Origin of the sequence: Sphingomonas lycopersici (assembly GCF_026130605.1) — a bacterium.
GTDB lineage: Bacteria > Pseudomonadota > Alphaproteobacteria > Sphingomonadales > Sphingomonadaceae > Sphingomonas > Sphingomonas lycopersici.
Genome location: NZ_JANFAU010000002.1, coordinates 546,334 through 568,443 on the forward strand (window position 1 = coordinate 546,334; position 22,110 = coordinate 568,443).

The following is a 22,110-nucleotide window of genomic DNA, read 5'->3' on the forward strand; positions in this document are numbered from 1 at the left end:
CCTAAATGCGCGTCAGCGCCTCGACCGCGATCATCCGCGCCTCGGCATCGAGCCCGACGACGCGCAGCGCGGTGACGATGCGATAGAGCATGTCGGGCGGCACCCCGTGCCAGCTCGACGTCTGCATCCCGATCGCGGCGAGCAGCAGCACGGTCGCCGGCTGGCGATCGCGGGTCGCGCGGTCGAGCGCGCGGGTCCAGACATTGTCGGTGCCGATCTTCACGTCGAGCGCCTGCGCCCCGCGCTCGATATCGGCCGGCGACAGCCGCCCCAGCCCGGCGAGCCCGGCGAAGAACAATTGCTGCTTGCGCGCGCTGGCATAGCCCGAAACCTGCCCGTAACCGACCCGCGTCGTCGCATCGGGATCGGCGAGCGCCAGCATCGCCCAGCCGTCGCTGCCCTGCGCCACGGTATCGCGCCAGCGCATCGCGGTGCGATCCATCCCGGCGGAAAGCATCGAGGCGACGATGCGATCAGCCTCGTCCTTGCCGTCGCCGGGGCGGACGCGCGCCGCGGCGCGCGCGGTGAGGATCAGCCGGGCATATTTGCCGTCGGGCGTCGTCCCGCCCTCCCACAATTGCCGCAGCGCGCCGAGCCGCGTCGCGACATCCGCGCCGGCATAAGCGCTGCGCAGATCGGCGGCGGTGGCGGAAAGCGCCGCCGGCATATCCTCCGCCGCGTCGATCGCGCCGTAGAGGTCGACCAACGCGAGGTTGGAAAGCACCCCCAGCGCCGCGGCGCGCTCGGCCGGGGCGACGCGATCGGCGAGCGGGATCGCCGGGGCCAGCGCGCGCCAGCCGGTCACCTGCGGCCCCACCGTATCGTAAAGCGAATCGGGCACCGCAATCCCGGTCGCGGTCGCCAGCCCGAAGCGCCACACATTGAGCTGGACCACCGGGGTCCATTCGATCGTGATCGCCTGGCGGCTGTCCGCGCCGGCACCGACCACCTTCTGCGCGAGCTGCAAATCGATCCCGTCGGCGATATGCGCGCGGCGCGCCTGCGCGATCAGCGGCTGCGCCTCGCCCGGGTTGCCGACCAGCGCGGTGCACATCGCCTGCGCGAGCACCCAGCCGGGCTGGTTGTCGTCGCGCAGCGCCGCATCGGTCAGCGGGCACAATGCCCCCGGATCGGCGGTCGCCAGCGCCGCGTTCATCCACACGTCGCGCAATTTGGGGCTGACGTTGGCGGTATCGACCGACTGGACCAGCGCGCGCGCCGAAACCGATTCGCCCATCCGCAGCAACAGCCACGCGCGCTCGGCGGCGAAGTCCGCGCCGTTCAGCCCGTAAGGCGTGTCGACCTGCGACAGGAGCGCGCGGCGCAGCGCGATCGACAGCCAGCGCGATGGCAGCGGCGCCGACAGCCGCCGCATCAGAATCTCGAGATAGCGCCCGTCGGCATTGCCCCAGGCATTCGGTGCGAGGCCACCCTCGGTGGTGCCGGTCGGGCCGACCAGCGACAGCGAGCGGCGCGCGAACGGCGGCATCTCATATTGCGCGAGCTGCGCGGCATCGGGGGTCGGGGTGGCGCTCGGCGTAGGCGCAGGCTCGCTGCTGTTGCCGAGCGCGAGCGACGGCAACGGCTGCACCGTCGGCGCGGCGGGCGCGGTCGAATTCGCCGCGGGCGTCTTGCCCGGCGCAGCGGCCGGCGGTGCCGGCGGCTCGTCGAAGCCGGGCGGCAGCAGGGATTCGGGGTTCTTGTTGCTCTGGGCGACCGCGGCCGCGGCCAGCGAGGCGGCGACCAGCGCCGCCGCCGCAACCTTAGCTCGCGAGATTGCCAAGCTCGACCGCCTTTTCGATCCGCGTCACCGGCTTTTCAGTCGCGCGACCTGCAAAGAAAAACAGCGCACCGACTATGATCACCAGCAGCACCACCAGCGAGACGACCAAACGCGACATCACACCTATCCTGTCCGACGCCATCCCAGAGCCACATCCCTTGATACGCAAAGTTTATGGTCACGGCGTCGCTGCGCTGTATAGCCCGGCTGACGATGTTGCAAAGCCCCGAGCCCGCTTCTCCGATCTGGACCGGTCAGCCGATCGTGCTGATCGGGCTGATGGGCGCGGGCAAATCGACCGTGGGGCGGCGGCTGGCGACGCGGCTCGGCGTCCCCTTCGTCGATGCCGATACCGAGATCGAGCAGGCGGCGGGGATGACGATCGCCGAGATCTTCGCGGCCTATGGCGAACAATATTTCCGCGACGGCGAGCGGCGAGTGATCGCGCGGCTGATGGACGGATCGCCCAAGGTGATCGCAACCGGCGGCGGCGCGTTCGTCAACGAGGAGACGCGCGCATTGATCCTCGCCGAGGCGCTGGCGATCTGGCTCGATGCCTCGATCGACGTGCTGGTCGAGCGGGTGCGCAAGCGCGGCCACCGCCCATTGCTGGTCGGCAAGGACCCGGCGAAGGTGCTTCGCGAGCTGGCGGCGGTGCGCAACCCGCTCTACGCGCAGGCGCCGATTCGCGTGCCGAGCAACAACGTGCCGCACGACATGACGGTGAAGGCGATTTTGGAGGCGATCGGCAAGTGAGCGTGGTGAAGGTCGAGCTGGGCGCGCGCAGCTATCCGGTGATCATCGAATCCGGCCTGCTCGGCCGCGCCGGCGGGCATCTCGCGCCGCTCGCCCGCGGGCGGCCGATCGTGATCGTCGCCGATGCCAATGTCTCGGCCCATCTCGAAACGCTGCGCGCCGCGCTCGACGCGGCGGGGGTGGCGAGCGAGCCGATCGTGCTGCCGGCGGGCGAAGGGTCGAAAAGCTGGGCGACGCTCGAGGCGCTGACCGACCGGCTGCTCGATCTCGGCGTCGAGCGCGGCGATCATGTCGTGGCTTTGGGCGGCGGGGTGATCGGCGATCTGGTCGGCTTCGCCACCGCGATCCTCAAGCGCGGTTGCGGGTTCGTCCAGGTGCCGACGACCTTGCTCGCGCAGGTCGATTCGTCGGTCGGCGGCAAGACCGGGATCAACGCGCGCGCGGGCAAGAATCTCGTCGGTGCCTTCCACCAGCCCAAAATGGTGCTGATCGATCCCGACGTGCTCGATACGCTCCCGCCGCGCCAGCTCCGCGCCGGCTATGCCGAGGTGGTCAAATACGGACTGATCGACGACGCGGATTTCTTCGCCTGGTGCGAGGCGAACGGCGCCAAACTGCTCGCCGGCGACGCGGCGGCGCGGACGCACGCGATCGCTTATTCGGTCGCCGCCAAGGCGCGGATCGTCGGCGACGACGAATTCGAAACTTCGGGGCGGCGCGCGTTGCTCAATCTCGGTCACACCTTCGGCCACGCGCTCGAAGCCGAGGCGGGTTTCTCCGACCGGCTGCTCCACGGCGAGGCGGTGGCGGCGGGGTGCGCGCTGGCGTTCGGCTTCTCCGCCGCGCAGGGGCTGTGCGATGCGGCCGACGCGGCGCGGGTCGCGGCGCATTGGCGCGAGAGCGGGCTACCCGACGGGCTGGCGGCGGCGGGGATCGATGCCCCGGCGGCGCGGCTGGTCGAGCATATGCGCCACGACAAAAAGGCCAGCGCGGGGCGGATTCCCTTCCTCCTCGCGCGCGGGATCGGGCAGACGTATCTCGACCGCGATGTCGATCTGGGCGCGGTGGAGGCTTTTTTGGGGGCGGCGGGCTGAGGTTCGGCCTTCCGTCACCCGGTTTTCGCGAGGATGGCGGAATTACAAACGACTGCGACGCCGCTTCGGCGATCTTGGATAGTTAGCTGTCATTGCGCGGACGGGTCTGCAACCGCCATTTGAGCCATCCGAGCGCTAAACCGATCGGTATCGACACCACCACAAGCAGACCCAGCGATAACAGCGTCGACCACCCTTGCTCCTTCGCAATGCAAGAAACAGGAGGGTAAGTACAACTCCCAGCACGTTGAAGCCGTAGTCATAGCGATCGGGTCGGCGTCTCGACATCGGAGGCAGCCAACAGGCACTCCTACCCCCGCAGCCCACCCCAAGCGAACCACAGCCACCCCGCGATCAGCAGCGCCCCGCCGATCGGCGTCACCGCGCCCAGCCAGCGCGGTGCGCCCAATGCCATCAGGTAGAGCGTCAGCGCGAACACCGCGCCGCCCGCGATGAACAGCCACGCCGGCCCGCGCGCGTCGAAGCGCAGCGCGACCAGCGCCGCGATCGCGTGGATCAGCTGGTAATGCGCCCCGGTCTTGAGCCATTCGGCCGCCGCGCCGCTCGCGCCATGCGCGCCGAACGCCCCCGCCGCGACCGCCAGCGCGCCCGACACACCGGCAAACAGGATCAGCAGGTTCATATCGTCACCCATCTCCCCACGGCACTTGCTGCGCGGTGAGCGCGCGGGCGGCGCGGACATCGCCGGCCTCGATCTGGATGCGCAGCCGTTCCTTGTCGCGCGCGCGATACATATCCTCGGCGCGGTCGATATCGCTCTTGTCGACGCCGAGCCCGTCGAGCGCCAGCCGCGCCATCTTCACCGCGGATTCGAGCACCTCGCGCACGACGAACGACGCCGGCCCGTTCTTGAGCTTGACCAGCGCGCGCCGATCATAGGCGCGGACGTAGATGGCGGCATTGGGGAAGGCCTCGTGCACCCCTTCCAGGATATCCGGGGTGATCTGATCGCCGTCGATGCAGAACATGATCAGTTCCGCCTCCGCCGCGCCGGCCTGGCGCAGTACGTCGATGCGGGTGCCGTCGCCATAATAGACCTTCGCGCCGAATTCGCCCGCGACGTCGATCATCTCGATATCGGTGTCGATCAAGGTGACGGGAATATCGCTCGCCAGCAGGATCTGCCCCACCGTCTGCCCGAACCGGCCGTAGCCGACGACCAGCGCATTGGCGCCGTCGTCCTGCGGCCCGTCGCGCTCCTCCGCCTCGGTCACCGGCTGTTCGCGCAGCCGCCGCGTCGCCATCATCAGGAACGGCGTGGTCGCCATCGATAAAGTGACGATCGCGCCGAACAGCGAGGCCGCCTCGGGGGCGACGAGCTGGGCGTTGCTCGCCTGCGCGAACAATACGAAGCCGAATTCGCCCCCTTGGCTGAGCAGCACGCCAAGCCCCAAAGCCGAGCGCCACGTCATGCGGAAAGCGAGCCCGATCAGCGTGATCACCCCGGCCTTGGTGGCGATCAGCGCCAGCGCCATCACCGCGACGAACAATGGCCGCTCGGCGATCGCGTGAAGATTGAGCGTCATCCCGATCGTCAGGAAGAACAGCCCGAGCAGGATCGAGCGAAACGGCTCGACGTCCGCTTCCAATTCGTGGCGATACGGGCTGTCGGCGAGCATCACCCCCGCGACGAACGCGCCGAGCGCGGTCGACAGCCCCAGCGCCTGCATCAGCGCCGCGCTGGCGATGACGGTGAACAGCGCCGCGAACACGAACATCTCGCGCTCGCCCATATTGCCGATCCCGCGGAACAGCGGCCGCAGCACGAAGCGCCCCGCCGCGATCAGCCCGGCGATCGCCGCGACCGTATAGATCACCAGCAGCCACCCCGGCGGCCCCGCAGTATCGGCCGGGTTGCGGCTCATCGCGGCGATGATCGTGATCATCGGGATGATCGACAGATCCTGGAACAGCAGGATCGAGAAGGCGCGCTCGCCGAACGGGGTGCGCAGCCGCCCCGCCGATTGCAGCATCGGCAGCACCTGCGCGGTCGACGACAAAGCCAGCGGCAGCCCCAGCGCGAGCGCGGCCTGTAGCGAGAAACCCGCGAAGCCCCAGATGATCCCCGCGATCGCCAGCCCGCAGACGGTGACCTGGATCAGCCCGAGCCCGAAGATATCCTCTTTCAGCCGCCACAGCCGCGCCGGATTGAGCTCCAGCCCGACGACGAACAGCAGCAAGGTGATGCCGAGTTCGGCGACCCCCATCTTGCTGTCGGCATCGCCGACCAGCCCGAGCAATTGCGGCCCGACCACCGCCCCCGCGACGAGATAACCCAGCGTCGCGCCCAGCCGGAGCCGGCGGAACAGCAGGACGAAGGCGAGCCCCGCGCCGAGCAGGATGAACCCGTCGCGCAGCAGCGATGAGGCGGTGCCGGTATCATGCATCGGTCAGAGCCCTCCGCGCTTCGGCCGCCGCTTCGGCCGCCGCCTCGAACGCAAGGCGGATCGAGGGATGACGCGCCGGATGCGCCAGCGCCGGTGTGAACACGTCGATCCCGGGCCAGTCGGGCATCGGCCCCTCGCCCGCCAGCCACGCAGCGAGCGCATCGCGTGCGGCGGCGAGCGCGTCCGGCGTCCGCCCGACGACATGCGCCGCGAGCAAGGCCGCCGAGGCCTGCCCAAGCGCGCAGGCGCGGGCGAGCATGCCGATCTCGGCCACCCGTCCGTCCGCCGCGAGATTGACGTCCACCGTCACCCGGCTGCCGCAGATCGGCGAGCGTTTCTCGCGCGTCGCCATCGGCGCCGCGAGCCGACGATCGGGCACCTCGGTCGTCAGCCGCAGGATATGCTCATTGTAGAGCGGCGCGGTCATGACGTCGCGTCGCTATTGTTGTCGGCCGCGGGGAAATGCGATCCGAACACCGCCTGCCCGCGCCGTCGCCGGTCGACGAAATCGGCGATGCTCGCGCTCGTCGCATTGAGCAACGGATAGGTGCGCGCCTGCATCAGCCACGCCGGGCGCATCTTCGGCCCGCCGTCGATCGTATCGAGCACCAGCACGAGCAGCAGGAAGACGAGGCTCGACAGGATCAGCCCCTTGAGCGCGCCGAAGCCGAAGCCGAGCGCGCGATCGACCGGGCCGATCACCGAGGTGCGCACCCGCGTGCCGATCGCATTCGCCACCAGCCGGCCGAGGAAATAGGTGATGCCCCCAATTACCGCGAACGCCAGCACCGCGGCGCCGGAGGGGGTGCCGATCGTCCCCGTCAGGATCTTCGCCATCGGCAGATGGAACATCTTGAGCGCGAAGATCATCGCCACCCAGGCGAACAGCGCCAGCACCTCGGTGACGAAACCGCGCTTGATCCCAAGCAGGGCGCTTCCCCCCACCACCAGCAGGACCATGATGTCGATTCCGTTGAGGTTCATTGCGGTCCGCTTATGTGGGTGGCTGGCCAAAGACGCGCTACCCGCGCCCCAGCATATGGTCAACGAATTGGCCGAGCGTGCGGAATCCGGCGAGCCGCAACTCGCTGCGCTCCCCGGCAAGCGCCGCGGGCAGCAAGGCGCGTTCGAAGCCGAGCTTGGCCGCTTCCTTGAGGCGGAGCGCGGCGTGCGCGACCGGGCGCACCTCGCCCGACAGCGCGATCTCGCCGAACGCCACCGCACCCGCCGGCACCGGCCGCTCGCTGAGCGCCGAGACCAGCGCCGCCGCTACCGCGAGATCCGCCGCCGGGTCCTGCACGCGATAGCCGCCCGCGATGTTGAGATACACTTCGGCCGAGGAGAAGCTCAGCCCGCACCGCGCCTCGAGCACCGCGAGGATCATCGCCAGCCGCCCCGAATCCCAGCCGACCACCGCGCGCCGCGGGGTCGCCCCGCTCGCCAGCCGGACGACCAGCGCCTGTATCTCGACCAGCACCGGCCGCGTCCCCTCCAGCGCCGGGAAGACGGTGGTGCCGGTCACTCCCTCCTCGCGCTGCGTCAGGAACAGCGCCGAGGGGTTGGAGATTTCGGCCAGCCCCTCCGCCTGCATCGAGAAGACGCCGATCTCGTCGGTGCCGCCGAAGCGGTTCTTGATCGCGCGCAGGATGCGATATTGGTGGCTGCGCTCGCCCTCGAACGACAGCACGGTATCGACCATATGTTCGAGCACGCGCGGGCCGGCGATCGTGCCGTCCTTGGTGACATGCCCGACCAGCACCAGCGCGGTGCCGCGCTCCTTGGCGAAGCGGATCAACTCCTGCGCCGAGGCGCGGACCTGGCTCACCGTGCCCGGCGCGCCCTCGATCAGATCGGAATGCATCGTCTGGATCGAATCGATGATCAGCAGCGCCGGCGGGCGCCCCTGCCCCAGCGTGGTGAGGATATCGCGCACCGAGGTGGCCGAGGCGAGCTGCACCGGCGCCATTCCCAGCCCGAGCCGCTGCGCGCGCAGCCGCACCTGATCGGCCGCCTCCTCGCCCGAGACATAGGCGACGTCCGCCCCCGCCAGCGCGAGCTTGGCCGCTGCCTGAAGCAGCAGCGTCGATTTGCCGATCCCCGGATCACCGCCGATCAGCGTCGCCGACGCCTCGACGAAGCCGCCGCCCAAGGCGCGATCGAGCTCGGCGATCCCGCTCGCCAGCCGCGCGGGCAAGGCGACCTCGGTATCCAGCCCGACGAGGGTGATCGCGCGTCCGCCGCCCTGCAGATTATGCTTGGCCTGAAACGGCGTGACGACCGCCGGGGTCTCCTCGACGATCGTGTTCCATTCCGAGCAATCGACACATTGCCCCTGCCACCGCGACGAGACCGATCCGCACGATTGGCAGACAAAACGTTTCTGAAGCCGGGCCATGCCATCATCCTTAGCAGCACCGGAACGATAGGGGAACACGCTCACGGCGTGTTAACGGGTACGAAGCAACAGGTGTGACGATGTTTTCCCCCGATTCCCTGCCGCTCGAGTTTAGCTGGTCGCTGGCCGAACGCGACGCGCGTCTCGCATCCTGGCCGCGGGATAGCGGCGCGATCGGCGGGCGCTGGGCATTTGATCTCATCACCGGACGGATGATGTGGGAGCGCGGCGTCTACGACCTGTTCGGGTTCGAGCCCGAAACCCAGCTCACCCGGCGCAGCGCGGTCGAATGCTATGCCGGCGAATCGCGCATCGCGATGGAGCAGCTCCGCGCGCATGCGATCGCCAATCGGCGCGGCTTCACGCTCGATGTGGAGATCGCTCCCGCGAACGGCGCGCCGAACCGCTGGATGCGGCTGATCGCGGCGCCGCTATGCGCGCGCGGCCGCGCCGTGCGGCTGGAGGGGGTGAAGTTCGAGGTTAGCCCGCTGCACACGCCTTTACGTCCACCCCGCTGAACCCCTTCTCCCCTCCCTTCACCAGGGAAAAACAGGGTTTACCCCCGCGCCGGAATGTTCAGCCCACGCTGCACCGCCGGCCGCGCCAGTCCGCGCTCCAGCCACGCCGCGACATTGGCGTAACCGTCGAACTCGACCAGCTCGCGCGCTTCGTAAAAGGTGATCAGGTTGCGCACCCAGCCGATCATCGAGATGTCGGCGATCGAATATTCTTCGCCGACGAACCAGGTTCGCCCCGCGAGCGCTCGGTCCATCACGTTCAACAGCCGTTTCGCCTCATCGACGTAACGCTGGAGCGGGCGCTTATCCTCCCACTCACGGCCGGCGAATTTGTTGAAGAACCCGACCTGGCCGAACATCGGCCCGACGCCCCCCATCTGGAACATCAGCCATTGCACCGCATGCCATCGCCCGGCGGGATCGGCGGGGATGAATCGCCCGGTCTTGTCCGCCAGATAGAGCAGCATCGCACCACTTTCGAACAGCGCCAGCGGCGCCCCGCCCGGCCCGTTCGGATCGATCATCGCGGGTATCTTGCCATTGGGATTAAGCGACAGGAATTCAGGGCTTTTCTGGTCATCCTTGGCAAAGTCGACAAGGTGCGGCTCATAGTCCAGCCCGGTCTCCTCCAGCATGATCGAGGCTTTGACGCCGTTCGGCGTCGGCAAGGAATAGAGCTGGATGCGATCGGGGTGTTTCGCCGGCCAGCGCCGGGTAATCGGGAAGGCGTTGAGATCGCTCATCATGAGGTCCGTTCTATTGCAATGCGGCCATGCTACGGCCCAATCCTGGCCGCAACAATGCCGTGATTATTAATCGCCGCTTCATCGACTTTGTGGTCCGTTCCGCCGCACCGCGCTTGCGGAACCCTGCCTCGGCGGGGTGGTTTCTTTCCTGGAATCATCCGAGGAGTAATCATGTTCAATAAAGTGTATCTGCTTATCGCGGGTGCGATGGTTGCCGCCCCGGCACTCGCGCAGACCAATGCCCCTGCTGCTGCCCCCGCCGCCAGCGCATCGACCGCGGTGAAGGCCGGCGCGACCGTCTATGACGCGCAGGGCGGCGTGGTCGGCACGATCGCCTCGACCGACGGCACCAATGCGGTGGTCGATACCGGCTCGGTAAAGGCCGCGATCGCGCTCAGCTCGTTCGGGTCGAGCCCCAAGGGGCCGACGCTGGGCATGACCAAGGCCGAGCTCGAAGCCGCTGCCGGCCAGCAGGCGCAGACCTCATCCGAGGATTTCAAGGCGAAACTGGTCCCCGGCGCCCCCGTCTACGGCAGCGCCGGCACCGAGCTCGGCACGATCAAGGCGGTCGATTCGCAGTTCGTGACGCTGACCACGCCGAAGGGCGACGCGCGGCTGCCGATCACCGGCTTCGGCCCCGGCACGAAGGGCGTGACGATCGGCCTGACCGCCGAGCAGCTCGCCGCCGCGATGAGCGGCGCGCCCAAGCCGTAAGGCGCGCCTTTGCCGTCATGCCGGACTTGATCCGGCATCCAGCGCCGCGAGCGATGATCTTGGGGCTCTGGATGCCGGGTCGAGGCCGGTATGACGATGCAGATAGAAAACAGGACTTCTGAGCCCGTTCGCCCTGAGCTTGTCGAAGGGCTGCGCTTCTTTCTTCGGAAGAAAGCGCAGGCTCAGCCCGAACGGTCACGCGTTAACGAAAACGGCAATCACGCCGCCGCGCGCGTTTCCTCCAGTGCGGCGCGCACCGCGGCGAGCGCATCGGGCGCCTTGCCCGCATCCGGCCCGCCGCCCTGCGCCATGTCGGGGCGCCCGCCGCCGCCCTGCCCGCCGAGCACCGCGACCGCGCGCTTGACCAGATCGACCGCGCTGAGCGTCCCGACCAGATCGTCGGTCACCCCGACCGCGACCGAGGCGCGCCCGTCGTTGATCGCGACCAGCGCCGCGACGCCCGAGCCGATCCGCTGCTTGGCCTCGTCGACCGCGCCGCGCAGCCCCTTGGCCTCGAACCCGTCGAGCACCTGCCCGACGAACGCCACGCCGCCGGCCTGCTCGGCCGCCGCGGGTGCCGCCGCACCGCCGCCGCCCAGCGCGAGCGCCTTTTTCGCCTCGGCCAGTTCGCGCTCGAGCCGCTTGCGCTCCTCGAGCAGCGAGACGACGCGCGCGGGCACTTCGTCGGGGGTGGTCTTGAGCGCGGTGGCGGCCTCGCGCAATTTCTCGTCGCGCTGCGCGAACCAGGTCCGCGCCGCCTCGCCGGTCAGCGCCTCGATGCGCCGTACCCCGGAGGAGACTGCGCCCTCGCTCACCACCTTGAACAGCCCGATATCGCCCAGCGCCTTGACGTGGGTGCCGCCGCACAATTCGAGCGAATAGACCTTGTCGCCATCCTCGCTGCCCATCGAAACGACGCGCACCTCGTCGCCGTACTTCTCGCCGAACAGCGCCATCGCGCCGGCGGCGATCGCATCGTCGGGGGTCATCAGCCGGGTGGTGACCGGGCCGTTCTGGCGGATCATCGCATTGACCGCGGCCTCGGCATCGGCAAGCTCGGGGGCAGTCATCGCCACCGGGTGCGACACGTCGAAGCGCAAGCGATCGGGCGCGACCAGCGAGCCCTTCTGCGCGACGTGATTGCCGAGCCGCTGGCGCAGCGCCTCGTGCAGCAAATGGGTCGCCGAGTGATTGGCGCGAATTGCGTCGCGCCGCGCGACATCGATCGCGAGCTTGACCGGATCGCCGACCTTCACTTCGCCGGCATCGACCTTGGCGTGGTGGACGAACAATTTGCCGAGCGGCTTCGAGGTATCCGAAACGCTCGCGGCAAAGCCGTGGTCGCCGGTGATCGTGCCGCTGTCGCCGACCTGCCCGCCGCTCTCGCCGTAGAAAGGCGTCTGGTTGACGATGATCTCCACCGCATCCCCCGCCCCGGCGCGGTCGACCCGCGCGCCGTCCTTGACCAGCGCGAGCACGACGCCCTCGCCGGTCTCGTTGGCGTAACCGGTGAATTCGGTCGCCCCGAGTTCCTCGGCGAGATCGAACCACAATTCGTCCGAGGCCTTGGCGCCCGAGCCCTTCCAGGCGGCGCGCGCGGCGCGCTTCTGCTCGGCCATCGCCGCATCGAACCCGGCGCGGTCGACCGCCAGATCCTGCGCGCGCAGCGCGTCCTCGGTCAGATCGTAGGGGAAGCCATAGGTATCGTAGAGCCGGAACGCAGTCTCGCCCGGCAGCACGTCGCCCGCCTTCATCCCGACGGTGGCTTCGTCGAGCAATTTCAGGCCCTTGTCGAGCGTCTGGCGGAAGCGAGTTTCCTCCTGCGCCAGCGTCGCCTCGATCAGCGGCTGTGCGCGGACCAGTTCGGGATAGGCCGCGCCCATCTCCGCCACCAAAGCCGGCACCAGCCGGTGCATCAACGGCTCCTTCGCGCCGAGCAGATGCGCATGCCGCATCGCGCGGCGCATGATGCGGCGCAACACATAGCCGCGCCCCTCGTTGGCCGGCAACACGCCGTCGGCGACGAGGAAGCCCGAGCAGCGCAAATGATCGGCGATCACGCGGTGGCTGGCCTTCATCTCGCCGTCGGTCGCGGTGTGGGTCAGCGCGCCGGACGCGGCGATCAGCGCCTTGAACGTGTCGGTATCATAATTGTCGTGGACGCCCTGCATCACCGCGGCGATCCGCTCGAGCCCCATGCCGGTGTCGATCGACTGGCGCGGCAGATCGCCGACGATCTGATCGGCTTCCTGCATATATTGCATGAAGACGAGGTTCCAGATCTCGACGAAGCGGTCGCCATCCTCGTCGGGCGATCCCGGCGGGCCGCCCGGAATATGGTCGCCGTGGTCGTAGAAGATCTCCGAGCACGGCCCGCACGGCCCGTCGGAGCCCATCGACCAGAAATTGTCCTTGGTCGCGATGCGCACGATGCGGTCGTCGGGCAGCCCGGCGATCTTCTTCCACAGATCGAACGCCTGATCGTCGGTGTGATAGACGGTGACCATCAGCCGATCCGCCGGCAGCCCGAAATCGCGGGTCAGCAAGGTCCAGGCATGGGTGATCGCCTGTTCCTTGAAATAGTCGCCGAACGAGAAATTCCCCAGCATTTCGAAGAAGGTATGATGTCGCGCCGTATAGCCGACATTATCCAGATCGTTATGCTTGCCGCCGGCGCGGACGCATTTCTGCGACGAGGTCGCGGTCGAATAAGGCCGCGTTTCCAGCCCGGTGAACACGTTCTTGAACGGCACCATTCCGGCGTTGACGAACATCAACGTCGGGTCGTTCTGCGGCACGAGCGGCGCGGAGGGCACGATCTGGTGCCCGTTGCTGCCGAAATAGTCGAGGAACCCGCGGCGGATATCGTTGGTCGATGTCATGCCCGCGACTTAGGCGAGCATGAAGCGCGGCTCAAGGGAGTGTCAGGCGCGAAAATTATGCAAATCGTAACTCCGGCCGCAAGTCGGAAGCCTCAGGCGGCCGCCTTGCGCGCCTTGTCGAGCTTCTTGAGCAGCATCTGCCGCTTGAGGCGCGAGATGTGATCGATGAACAGCACGCCGTTGAGATGATCGATCTCATGCTGGACGCAGGTCGCCATCAGCCCGTGGAATTCCTCCTCGTGCGGCTGGCCGTTCTCGTCGAGCCACTTCACGCGGCAACGCGCGGGGCGCTCGACCTCGGCATATTGCTCGGGGATCGAGAGGCAGCCCTCGTTATAGGTCGACAGCTCGTCGCTCGCCCAGACGATCTCCGGGTTGACGAAGGCATGCGGATCGCGCCGCGCCTCGGGCTTGGCGTCTTCCTCCTCGGTCTCGCGTTCCTGCAGGTCGACCACCATTACCCGGCGGATCACCCCGACCTGGCTCGCCGCCAGCCCGATGCCGCGCGCCGCGTACATCGTCTCGAACATGTCGGCGATCAGCGTGCGCACCTCATCATCGACCGCCGCGACGGGCTCGCAGACGAGGCGCAGACGGGGATCAGGAACTTCGACGATCGATAACACAGTCATAAGGCTGAGCTAGGAGCGCCGGCGCCACGCGTCAAGCGACCGGGCGCCGCGCGCGCAGCGCCTGCGCCAACGTCCCCTCGTCGAGATAGTCGAGTTCGCCCCCCACCGGCAGCCCGTGCGCGAGCTGAGTCACCCGCACCGGGAAGCGCTCGATTCGCTCGGCGAGATAATGCGCGGTGGTCTGCCCCTCCAAAGTGGCGTTCATCGCCAGCACCACCTCGTCGATGCCGCCCGCCTCGATCCGGCGGACGAGCGACTCGATCGCCAGATCCTCGGGCCGCACCCCTTCGAGCGCCGAAAGCCGCCCGCCGAGCACATGGAACCGCCCCGGAAACAGCCGCGACCGTTCGAGCGCCCACAGATCGGCGACCTCCTCCACCACGCACAACGACCGCGCATCCCGGCGCGGGTCGGCGCACACCGCGCACGGATCGCTGGTATCGACATTGCCGCAGATCGAGCAGGTCGAGAGTCGGTCCTCGACCTCCGCCAGCGCGGCGAGCAGCGGAACCAGCGCCGTCTCGCGTTTCTTGACGAGGTGCAGCACCGCACGACGCGCCGAGCGCGGCCCCAATCCGGGAAGCCGCGCCAGCGCGCTCGTCAGCGCCTCGATCTCCTGCGATGCCATAAGCGGAACAGATAGGGGGTTGCGTCGCGCGCCGCCAGCGTGTCGAGAACATGGGCATGCGGATCATCTTCATGGGAACGCCCGCCTTTGCGGTGCCGACGCTCGATGCGCTGGCCGATGCCGGGCACACGATCGCCGCCGCCTACAGCCAGCCCCCCCGCCCCGGCGGGCGGCGCGGGCGCGAGCTCGTCCCCTCGCCGGTGCAAAAACGCGCGGAAGAACGCGGGATTCCGGTGCGCACCCCCGTCAGCCTCAAATCGCCCGAGGAACAGGCGGCCTTCGCGGCGCTCGATGCGGATGTCGCGGTGGTCGCGGCTTATGGGCTGATCCTGCCGCGCGCGGTCCTCGACGCGCCGCGGCTCGGATGCCTCAACGTCCACGGCTCGCTCCTGCCGCGGTGGCGCGGCGCGGCGCCGATCCAGCGCGCGATCCTCGCCGGGGATGCCGAAACCGGTGTGGGCATCATGCAGATGGAAGCCGGGCTCGATATCGGCCCGGTGCGACTCGAAGGTCGCACCCCGATCGACGGCAAGACCGCGGGCGACCTGACCGACGAACTCGCCGCGCTCGGCGCACGATTGATGGTCGAGGTGCTGGCGGATTTCCATGCTTATCCGGCGGTCGTCCAGCTGGAAGAGGGCGTCACCTATGCCGCGAAGATCGCCAAGGAGGAAACCCGGCTCGATTTCGCGCAGGATGCGGCGGCGGTCGAACGGCAGATCCGCGCCTTCAACCCGCCCGGCGCGTGGTTCGAGGCGAATGGCGAGCGGGTGCGGGTGCTGGCGGCAACCGTGGTGCCAGATTCCGTTCGAGCTGAGCTTGTCGAAGCCCTGCCCTTTCTTCCGCAGAAGAAAGACGGCCCTTCGCCAAGCTCAGGGCGAACGGGAGAGGTGCTGGATGACCAACTGACGATCGCCTGCGCGAGCGGTGCAATCCGCCCCACCCTCGTCCAGCGTGCCGGTCGCGGGGTGATGCCCGCGCAGGAATTGCTCCGCGGCTTCGCCGTCCCGCCCGGGACGTTCCTGTGACTCGATTCGCGCTGACGATCGAATTCGACGGCCGCCCGTTCATGGGGTGGCAGCGCCAGTCGCACGGCCCGAGCGTCCAGCAGGCGCTGGAAGAGGCGGTCTTCGCGATCACCGGCGAGGCGGCCGCGGTCCAGGCCGCCGGGCGCACCGACGCCGGGGTCCATGCCACCGCGATGCGCGCGCATGTCGATGTCGCGCGCCCGATCACCGCCTTCCGGCTGATGGAGGCGCTCAACGCGCGCGTCCGCCCCGCGCCGGTCGCGGTGCTCGCCGCCGAGGAAGTCCCCGACGACTGGCACGCGCGTTTCTCCTGTGTCGGGCGGCATTACCGCTACAGCATCGTCCAGCGCCGTGCCCCGCTGACCTTCGACCGCGGGCTGGCGTGGCGCGTTACCACCCCGCTCGATATCGCGGCGATGCGCGAGGGCGCGGCGCGGCTGATCGGGCGGCACGATTTCACCACCTTCCGCTCGGTCCATTGTCAGGCCGACAGCCCGCTCAGGACGCTCGACCGGCTCGATGTGACCGCCGAGGGTGCGGATATCGACATCTTCGCCTCGGCGCGGTCGTTCCTCCATCATCAGGTGCGGTCGATGGTCGGCTGCCTCGTGCTGGTCGGCCAGGGCAAATGGACCCCGGACGACGTATCCGCCGCGCTCGACGCGCGCGACCGCGCCGCGCTCGGCCACAATGCGCCACCCGACGGGCTGTATTTTATCGGGGCTGACTATCCGCGCGGGTGAAGCGCGCCGCCAGTTCGACATGCGTCGACCAGCGGAACTGCCCCACCGGCTGCACCCATTCGAGGACGTAACCGCCGTCGACCAGCATCTTCGCATCGCGTGCGAAGCTGCTGGGGTTGCATGAGACATAGCCGATCACCGGCACCTTGCTCTCCGCCAGCGCCTGCGCCTGCTCGCGCGCGCCGGCCCGCGGCGGATCGAGCACCACCGCGGCGAAGCGATCGAGCTCGGTCGTCGTGAGCGGCCGGCGATAAAGGTCGCGATGCTCGGTGAACACCGGCCGCTGCGCGCGCGCCGCGCCGGCCTTGAGCGACAGGATCGCGTCGCGCGCGCCTTCCGCGGCATAGACTTTCGCGGGCAAGGTCAGCGCGAACGTGCCGAGCCCGGCGAACAGATCGGCGACGGTCGGCGCACCCGCCACCGCCTCCCGCGTCGCCGCGACCAGCGCCGCCTCGCCCTCGCGCGTCGCCTGCAGGAAGGCGGCGGGGGGCAAGGGCACCGGGACATCGCCGAGCGTCACCGTCACCGCATCGGGTTCCCAGCGCACTTCGGCGCCGTACCCCTCGTCAAACGCCACCCGCGCGAGCGCGTGGCGCTGCGCGAAATCGGTGACCGCCTCCGCCGCCTCGAGTCCCTCGGGAAGCGCGCCGATGATCAGCACGTCCACCCCCTGATCGGCGAGCGTCAGGTGCAGATCGAGCCGTCGCTTCAAGCGCAACCGCCCGAGCAGCCGCTTGAGCGGCGCGACCAGCGCGAACAATTCGGGCGCAAGGACATGGCATTCGGCGAGATCGACGATCGCGTGGCTTTTCTCGCCGGTGAAGCCGAGCCGCCCGGCGGGCTCCCAATGCAAGGTGGCGCGGCGCCGGGTATGCGGCGGCGAAAGCGCGGGCGCGCGAATCTCCGCCTCCAGGCCCTGTGCGGCGAGCGCCGAGGCGACGCGATCGACGATGAAATCGCCCCAGGTCGCATCGTCGAGATGCTGGAGCTGGCATCCGCCACACGCCGGGAAATGCCGGCACGGCGGGGTCGCGTGATGCGGCCCGGGGGTCAGCGTGCCGTCGTCGGCCAGCATGTCCCCCGGCGCGGCGAAGGGCGCGTGGCGGCCATCGGCGGTCACCCCGTCGCCCCGCGCCGCGACCCGGATGATTTCGGTCTCGGTCACAGACATGCGGCGATCGCCTCCGGCAGATACCGCGCGAGATCGTCGGCGATGAAAGCGGGGCCGGCGCGGCGCGCCGCCTCGCCGTGAAGCCACACCGCCTCCGCGGCGGCTGCTAGAGGATCAGGCATCGCATTTGATCCGTTGACCGCCAGCCGCGCGGCAACCAGTCCGGCGAGCACATCCCCTGTCCCCGCGGTCGACAGCCAAGAGGAAGCGGCCGGTGCGACCACCACCCCTCCGTCGGGAGCGGCGATCACCGTATCCGGGCCCTTGAAGACGATCGTCGCGCCGCTCGCCGCGGCGGCGTGTCGCGCACGGTCGATCTTGCTCCCCGCGTCCGCGCCGAACAGCGCGTCGAACTCACCGGCATGGGGGGTGAGGATCATCGGCCCCTTGCGTGCAGCGAGCTTTTGCGGGGTCAGTAAACGCAACGCGTCGCCGTCGATCACCAGCGGCCGGTCGGTGGCGAGCGCTGCCTCGAGCCGTTCGCGCGCGCGTTCATCGCGGCCAAGACCGGGACCGACCAGCAGCGCGCCGATGCGTTTGTCGGCGATCACCGCCGCATCGAACCGTCGCCGCACGATCGCATGCGCCACGCGGTCGCTCGCGCCGCCGAGCAGCAGGACATAACCGGCACCACCCCGCGCCGCAGCGGTCGCCGCAAGCACCGACGCGCCGGGCATCGCTCCCGCGACCACCGCGACCATCCCGCGGCTATATTTGTGCGCATCGACAACAGGAGCCGGCAGACGCGGCCGGGCCAGGACCGACGCCTCGCTCGCCACCGGCACCGCGATATCGAGCACGATCACGCGCTGCGACCGAGCGGCGGCTGGCTGAAGGAGGTGCGACGGCTTGAGCGCTCCCAGCGCCAGCGTCAGATCGTAATCCGGCACCGGTGAAAGCAGCCGTCCGTCGTCGGTCGCCGCGCCGCTCGGCAGATCGACCGCGATCGTCAGCGCCGCCGCCGCGGCAAGCCGCGCCAGCGCGCCCGCGACATCCGTGCCCAGTCCGCGCGACAGCCCGGTGCCGAACAGGGCATCGACCAGCACCGGCGCCGGCGCGGCCGCACCGAGCGCCTCGACATCCCTGCCCCACGCGTGCCGCGCGGCGATCGCCGCGTCGCTGCGCGGGGCGCCGGTCGCCGCCACGCGCACGCGTTGCCCCGCCGCCGCCAGCAATCGCGCGGCGACATAGCCGTCGCCGCCGTTGTTGCCGGGACCACACAGGATCAGCACCTCCTGATCGCCGGCAAGGCGACGCACCTGCGCCGCGACCGCCGCCCCGGCGCGTTCCATCAGCGCGGAGACGCTGGTGCCGGTCGCGATGATCTGCTCCTCCGCCGCGCGCATCGCGGCAGCGGTGAGGATCGGGCGACCGTCGAGCGGCATCACGGCCGCGCACCGAGCGTCGCCGGCAGGCGATAGCGGTTCGTGCCGAGCGCAACCTCGATCATGCCTTTGTCGAGCTTGGTGACTTTCGCCGGCTCGGCGCCGTCGGCCGCGACCAGCCCGTCCTTGCTCGCCAGCAGGCGGCGGAACCCACCGTCGGGGTGACGCAGCACGAGCACCGTCCCGCGCGCCGTCGGCATACGATCCAGCCCGCAGTCCGGGGCAAAGTTCGCCGCGCCGCCGGGGGCGCAGGCGATGCCGGTGACCTCGCTCGTCGTCGCGACGGGCTGCGCCTTGCAGCCGGCGAGCAGCGTCGTCGTGAGCAATATCGGGATGATCGGCTTCATCGCGCTCGCGCTACGGCTGCGTCGCCCCGGGCGCAAGCCTTGCGCGTCAGCCGCCGAGTTCGCCGAGCGCGCGCGCCACGTCGTCGATCGTGAACGGCTTCATCAGCCGCGGCCGATCGCGATAAGGATCGGCGATCGCCTCGTCGCCCCCGCCGGTCGCGAAGACGAACGGGATGCCGGCCCCGGCCAGCGCATCGGCGATCGCCCAGCTCTTTTCGCCGTTGCGCAAATTGACGTCGACGATCGCGCAATCGATCTCGCCCGCCGCGATCAGCGGCAGCGCGTCGGCCGCACAATCGGCCATGCCGCCGCCGGCATAGCCGAGCGCATCAAGAAAATCCTCCAACATCATGGCGATAAGAGGTTCGTCCTCGACGATCAGGACCCGGTTACGCATAGCTCAGCCATAGCGAGCGCGGGGCGCCGCGCAAGCCGCTTCACGCCTGGCTCAACGCATCGCGCGCGGCTTCGCCCAGTTGCTGCACCGAAAAAGGCTTAGGCAGGAAGGCGACATTGTCGAGGTCGATCGACTTGCGCAATTGCTCCTCGGCATAGCCTGACATGAACAGGATCGGCAGATGCGGGTAACGCTCGCGCACGTGGCGCGCCATCGTCGGCCCGTCCATCTGCGGCATCACCACGTCGGAGATCAGCAGATCGGGCGCCTGGCAGGTTTCGAGCAATTCGAGCGCCGCTTCGCCATTTTCCGCGCTCAGCACGGTATAGCCCTGCCGCGAGAGCGCGCGTTCGGCGACCGCGCGGACCATCGCCTCGTCCTCGACCAGCAGCACCGTGCCGGTGCCCCACATCTCGGCCTGCCGGGTGCGCACCGGCGCGCGCGGCACGGCGACCGCGCCGGCGGCGTGGACGGGGAGGTAGATGGTGAAGGTCGCGCCCTGCCCCGGCTTCGAATCGGCAAAGATATAGCCGCCCGATTGCTTGACGATGCCATAGACCGTCGACAGCCCGAGCCCGGTGCCCTTCCCCACCTCCTTGGTGGTGAAGAACGGCTCGAAGATCTTCGGCAGCACCTCCTGCGGAATGCCGGTGCCGGTGTCGGAGATTTCCAGCGCGGTATAATCCGCCGGGGGCATGATGTCCGACCCGCGCTCGCGCACCTCGGCCGGGCCGACCGCGCGGGTGCGGATCGTCAGCGTGCCGCCGCCGTGCGGGTTCTTGGCCTGCATCGCATCGCGCGCATTGACCGCGAGATTGACCACCACCTGCTCCAGTTGCCCCGGATCGGCGCGCACCGGCCCGAGATCGCGGCCGTGGCTGACGTTGAGCGTCACCGTCTCGCCGAGCAGCCGCTTGAGCAGGTTCGACACTTCGGACACCACGTCGGGCAATTGCAGCACCTGCGGCCGCAACGTCTGCTGGCGCGAGAAAGCAAGCAACTGCCGCGTCAGCCCGGCGGCGCGGTTCGAATTGCTGCGAATCTGCTGGATGTCGTCATAATCGCTGTCGCCGGGGGAGTGGCGCATCAGCATCAGATCGCAATGGCCGAGGATCGCGGTCAGGATATTGTTGAAATCATGCGCAACGCCGCCGGCGAGCTGCCCCACCGCCTGCATCTTGGTCGCCTGCGCCACCTGACGCTTGAGCCGCGATTCCTCGCTATTGTCCTTGAGGCTCAGCACCACCGCCGCCGCGCCCATCCCGCGTGCGCCAGCGATCGTCAGCACCACCGGCTCCTCGGGGTGATCGCGTAGCCGCACCGCCATGTCGCTCGGCGCGGCCGCGCCATTGGCGAAGCGCCGCACCGCATCGGCCACCGCGGCCTTGTCCTCGCGCACCACCAGATCGCCCGGATAGAGCGGGGGCACCGCGGGATCGATCCCGGCGGCGCGGGTGAAGACCTCGTTCATCTGGACGAACCGCCCCTCGCGATCGACCAAGGCGATCCCGACCGGCATCAGCGAGACGAGCGTGCTGATATGGTTCGCCGCGGTCGGCCCGTCGGCGACCGGCGCATCCTCTTCGTCGAGCAGCGCGATCAGGATCGGCCCGCCCTCGCTTTCATTCTCGGCGAACGGCACCTGCACCGGGCGCAGCGGATTGCCGTCGAGCCCCTCGCGTTCGAACCGCACCAGCCCGCGGCTGTCGGTGATCAGGAAACGCGCGAAATCCTGCCCCTCGATCGTCCCGCCCGGTTGCCCGAGCGCACGATGCGACAGCACCGGATTGGCGCTGAGGACGCGGCCATCGGGGGCGATCAGCGCGGCCATGATCCCCGCCTCGCCCAGCCGGTTGCCGAGATCGCCGGCCAGCGCGTCGGTGAGCCGGTCGACGCGCGTCGCATCGGCGGCGGGCTCGAAGCGCCAGATCAGCATGTCCTGCTGCTCGCCGGCGCGGGTCACCTCAGCGGTGATCGTCTGGCGGTCGAGCCGCAGCGGCCCGCTCGGCGCGCGCCCGTCGCGCCACGCCGCGCGCCCCGCGGTGGCGAGCGCCGCCGCCCCGCCCTCGCCCAGCGGCAGATCGGGCGGCGCGGGAAAGCCGCCGAACAATGCCTCGTAGCGATCGTTGGCGCAGACCAGCCGCCCCGCCCGGTCGGTGATCGCGATCGCATCAGCGGCGGTCTGCGCGATCGCGCGCGCCAGCCCCCAATCGACCTCGACCGCGGCCGCCTCATCCGCGCCCGCGAGCGAGCGCCATGTCACCGCCGCTCCCGCCAACACCACCGCCGCGCCGAGGAACCCGCCGGCGAACACCGCGCTGCCGGTCAGCCACAGCACGATCAGCGCGGCGATCCCCCCGGCGAGCAGCGAGGCGAGCAGCGCGCTGCGCTGGGTCAAGTGGATCGGAGGAGCGATCGGTCGGGAAGCCATGACTCCTGCGTGATCCTTCGCCGCCCGTCACGCGTCAAGCGCAACGGGCGGC

Annotated in this window: 22 protein-coding genes; 6 read left to right on the forward strand and 16 right to left on the reverse strand. The window is 69.3% G+C overall.

What is annotated here, in order from left to right:
• Position 1: 1 nt before the first annotated feature.
• Complete coding sequence (locus NED98_RS05840; RefSeq protein WP_265312213.1) at positions 2-1,783, reverse strand: hypothetical protein; 1,782 nt, start codon at positions 1,781-1,783, stop codon at positions 2-4.
• A complete protein-coding gene (locus tag NED98_RS05845; RefSeq protein WP_179511865.1) occupies positions 1,764-1,901 on the reverse strand; it encodes a hypothetical protein in 138 nt (45 codons plus the stop codon). Before NED98_RS05845 ends, NED98_RS05840 begins: the two co-directional genes overlap by 20 nt.
• A gap of 95 nt (positions 1,902-1,996) precedes the next feature.
• On the opposite strand from NED98_RS05845, the gene NED98_RS05850 reads away from it, so the two are divergent.
• A complete protein-coding gene (locus NED98_RS05850) occupies positions 1,997-2,539 on the forward strand; it encodes a shikimate kinase (protein ID WP_265268269.1) in 543 nt (180 codons plus the stop codon).
• On the forward strand, positions 2,536-3,633 hold the full coding sequence (gene aroB, locus NED98_RS05855) for a 3-dehydroquinate synthase (protein WP_265312214.1): 1,098 nt from the start codon (positions 2,536-2,538) through the stop codon (positions 3,631-3,633). The genes NED98_RS05850 and aroB overlap by 4 nt, the downstream gene beginning before the upstream one ends.
• 310 nt (positions 3,634-3,943) lie before the next feature.
• Here aroB and NED98_RS05860 read toward each other — a convergent pair whose 3' ends face one another.
• From NED98_RS05860 to radA, 5 genes are read right to left on the reverse strand one after another with little or no spacing between them, the layout of a single operon-like run.
• Positions 3,944-4,276, reverse strand: coding sequence for a DUF423 domain-containing protein (locus NED98_RS05860; protein ID WP_179511868.1), 333 nt, complete (start codon positions 4,274-4,276; stop codon positions 3,944-3,946).
• Between the two features lie 4 nt (positions 4,277-4,280).
• Positions 4,281-6,041, reverse strand: coding sequence for a cation:proton antiporter domain-containing protein (locus NED98_RS05865; protein ID WP_265268265.1), 1,761 nt, complete (start codon positions 6,039-6,041; stop codon positions 4,281-4,283).
• Positions 6,034-6,468, reverse strand: coding sequence for an iron-sulfur cluster assembly scaffold protein (locus NED98_RS05870; RefSeq protein ID WP_265268264.1), 435 nt, complete (start codon positions 6,466-6,468; stop codon positions 6,034-6,036). Before NED98_RS05870 ends, NED98_RS05865 begins: the two co-directional genes overlap by 8 nt.
• Positions 6,465-7,025, reverse strand: a complete 561-nt coding sequence (locus NED98_RS05875; protein ID WP_265268263.1) for a CvpA family protein — start codon at positions 7,023-7,025, stop codon at positions 6,465-6,467. The genes NED98_RS05870 and NED98_RS05875 overlap by 4 nt, the downstream gene beginning before the upstream one ends.
• Before the next feature lie 37 nt (positions 7,026-7,062).
• Positions 7,063-8,436: a DNA repair protein RadA gene (radA, locus tag NED98_RS05880; protein WP_265268262.1), complete on the reverse strand. Its 1,374-nt coding sequence runs from the start codon at positions 8,434-8,436 to the stop codon at positions 7,063-7,065.
• An 80-nt stretch (positions 8,437-8,516) separates the two neighbouring features.
• Here radA and NED98_RS05885 point away from each other — a divergent pair, with 80 nt between their 5' ends.
• Positions 8,517-8,954, forward strand: coding sequence for a hypothetical protein (locus NED98_RS05885; RefSeq protein WP_265312312.1), 438 nt, complete (start codon positions 8,517-8,519; stop codon positions 8,952-8,954).
• Positions 8,955-8,992: 38 nt separating this feature from the next.
• On the opposite strand, the gene NED98_RS05890 is transcribed toward NED98_RS05885, so the two are convergent.
• Positions 8,993-9,697: a glutathione S-transferase C-terminal domain-containing protein gene (locus NED98_RS05890; RefSeq protein WP_265312215.1), complete on the reverse strand. Its 705-nt coding sequence runs from the start codon at positions 9,695-9,697 to the stop codon at positions 8,993-8,995.
• Positions 9,698-9,871: 174 nt separating this feature from the next.
• On the opposite strand from NED98_RS05890, the gene NED98_RS05895 reads away from it, so the two are divergent.
• Entirely contained in the window at positions 9,872-10,414 is a 543-nt protein-coding gene (locus NED98_RS05895; RefSeq protein ID WP_265312216.1) for a hypothetical protein, read from the forward strand.
• 218 nt (positions 10,415-10,632) lie between these two features.
• On the opposite strand, the gene alaS is transcribed toward NED98_RS05895, so the two are convergent.
• The 3 genes from alaS to recR form a co-directional block, all read right to left on the reverse strand.
• Positions 10,633-13,296: an alanine--tRNA ligase gene (gene alaS, locus NED98_RS05900; protein WP_265312217.1), complete on the reverse strand. Its 2,664-nt coding sequence runs from the start codon at positions 13,294-13,296 to the stop codon at positions 10,633-10,635.
• Positions 13,297-13,388: 92 nt separating this feature from the next.
• Positions 13,389-13,928, reverse strand: a complete 540-nt coding sequence (gene def, locus NED98_RS05905; protein WP_265268258.1) for a peptide deformylase — start codon at positions 13,926-13,928, stop codon at positions 13,389-13,391.
• A 31-nt stretch (positions 13,929-13,959) separates the two neighbouring features.
• Positions 13,960-14,556 carry a recombination mediator RecR gene (gene recR / locus NED98_RS05910; RefSeq protein ID WP_265312218.1) on the reverse strand — a complete coding sequence of 199 codons (597 nt, stop codon included), beginning with the start codon at positions 14,554-14,556 and terminating at the stop codon, positions 13,960-13,962.
• 56 nt (positions 14,557-14,612) lie between these two features.
• Here recR and fmt point away from each other — a divergent pair, with 56 nt between their 5' ends.
• Both fmt and truA read left to right on the forward strand, forming a co-directional pair.
• Entirely contained in the window at positions 14,613-15,584 is a 972-nt protein-coding gene (gene fmt, locus NED98_RS05915) for a methionyl-tRNA formyltransferase (RefSeq protein ID WP_265312219.1), read from the forward strand.
• Positions 15,581-16,327: a tRNA pseudouridine(38-40) synthase TruA gene (gene truA, locus NED98_RS05920; protein WP_265268255.1), complete on the forward strand. Its 747-nt coding sequence runs from the start codon at positions 15,581-15,583 to the stop codon at positions 16,325-16,327. Before fmt ends, truA begins: the two co-directional genes overlap by 4 nt.
• Here truA and NED98_RS05925 read toward each other — a convergent pair.
• From NED98_RS05925 to NED98_RS05945, 5 genes are read right to left on the reverse strand one after another with little or no spacing between them, the layout of a single operon-like run.
• Complete coding sequence (locus NED98_RS05925; RefSeq protein WP_265312220.1) at positions 16,299-17,498, reverse strand: class I SAM-dependent RNA methyltransferase; 1,200 nt, start codon at positions 17,496-17,498, stop codon at positions 16,299-16,301. The two genes, truA and NED98_RS05925, sit on opposite strands and share 29 nt — an antisense overlap.
• Positions 17,489-18,886 (reverse strand): NAD(P)H-hydrate dehydratase, encoded by a 1,398-nt coding sequence (locus NED98_RS05930; RefSeq protein WP_265312221.1) that lies wholly within the window; start codon positions 18,884-18,886, stop codon positions 17,489-17,491. Before NED98_RS05930 ends, NED98_RS05925 begins: the two co-directional genes overlap by 10 nt.
• Positions 18,883-19,230: a hypothetical protein gene (locus NED98_RS05935; protein WP_265268252.1), complete on the reverse strand. Its 348-nt coding sequence runs from the start codon at positions 19,228-19,230 to the stop codon at positions 18,883-18,885. The genes NED98_RS05930 and NED98_RS05935 overlap by 4 nt, the downstream gene beginning before the upstream one ends.
• Positions 19,231-19,276: 46 nt before the next feature.
• A complete protein-coding gene (locus NED98_RS05940; protein ID WP_265312222.1) occupies positions 19,277-19,627 on the reverse strand; it encodes a response regulator in 351 nt (116 codons plus the stop codon).
• Between the two features lie 40 nt (positions 19,628-19,667).
• Complete coding sequence (locus NED98_RS05945) at positions 19,668-22,058, reverse strand: response regulator (protein WP_265312223.1); 2,391 nt, start codon at positions 22,056-22,058, stop codon at positions 19,668-19,670.
• Positions 22,059-22,110: the final 52 nt, after the last annotated feature.

Coding starts and splice junctions, on each gene's coding strand:
- NED98_RS05845 (WP_179511865.1), bottom strand. CDS start 1,901: ATGTCGCGTTTGGTCGTCTCGCTGGTGGTGCTGCTGGTGATCATAGTC.
- NED98_RS05850 (WP_265268269.1), top strand. CDS start 1,997: ATGTTGCAAAGCCCCGAGCCCGCTTCTCCGATCTGGACCGGTCAGCCG.
- NED98_RS05860 (WP_179511868.1), bottom strand. CDS start 4,276: ATGAACCTGCTGATCCTGTTTGCCGGTGTGTCGGGCGCGCTGGCGGTC.
- NED98_RS05865 (WP_265268265.1), bottom strand. CDS start 6,041: ATGCATGATACCGGCACCGCCTCATCGCTGCTGCGCGACGGGTTCATC.
- NED98_RS05870 (WP_265268264.1), bottom strand. CDS start 6,468: ATGACCGCGCCGCTCTACAATGAGCATATCCTGCGGCTGACGACCGAG.
- NED98_RS05875 (WP_265268263.1), bottom strand. CDS start 7,025: ATGAACCTCAACGGAATCGACATCATGGTCCTGCTGGTGGTGGGGGGA.
- radA (WP_265268262.1), bottom strand. CDS start 8,436: ATGGCCCGGCTTCAGAAACGTTTTGTCTGCCAATCGTGCGGATCGGTC.
- NED98_RS05885 (WP_265312312.1), top strand. CDS start 8,517: ATGTTTTCCCCCGATTCCCTGCCGCTCGAGTTTAGCTGGTCGCTGGCC.
- NED98_RS05890 (WP_265312215.1), bottom strand. CDS start 9,697: ATGAGCGATCTCAACGCCTTCCCGATTACCCGGCGCTGGCCGGCGAAA.
- NED98_RS05895 (WP_265312216.1), top strand. CDS start 9,872: ATGTTCAATAAAGTGTATCTGCTTATCGCGGGTGCGATGGTTGCCGCC.
- alaS (WP_265312217.1), bottom strand. CDS start 13,296: ATGACATCGACCAACGATATCCGCCGCGGGTTCCTCGACTATTTCGGC.
- def (WP_265268258.1), bottom strand. CDS start 13,928: ATGACTGTGTTATCGATCGTCGAAGTTCCTGATCCCCGTCTGCGCCTC.
- recR (WP_265312218.1), bottom strand. CDS start 14,556: ATGGCATCGCAGGAGATCGAGGCGCTGACGAGCGCGCTGGCGCGGCTT.
- fmt (WP_265312219.1), top strand. CDS start 14,613: ATGCGGATCATCTTCATGGGAACGCCCGCCTTTGCGGTGCCGACGCTC.
- NED98_RS05925 (WP_265312220.1), bottom strand. CDS start 17,498: ATGTCTGTGACCGAGACCGAAATCATCCGGGTCGCGGCGCGGGGCGAC.
- NED98_RS05935 (WP_265268252.1), bottom strand. CDS start 19,230: ATGAAGCCGATCATCCCGATATTGCTCACGACGACGCTGCTCGCCGGC.
- NED98_RS05940 (WP_265312222.1), bottom strand. CDS start 19,627: ATGCGTAACCGGGTCCTGATCGTCGAGGACGAACCTCTTATCGCCATG.
- NED98_RS05945 (WP_265312223.1), bottom strand. CDS start 22,058: ATGGCTTCCCGACCGATCGCTCCTCCGATCCACTTGACCCAGCGCAGC.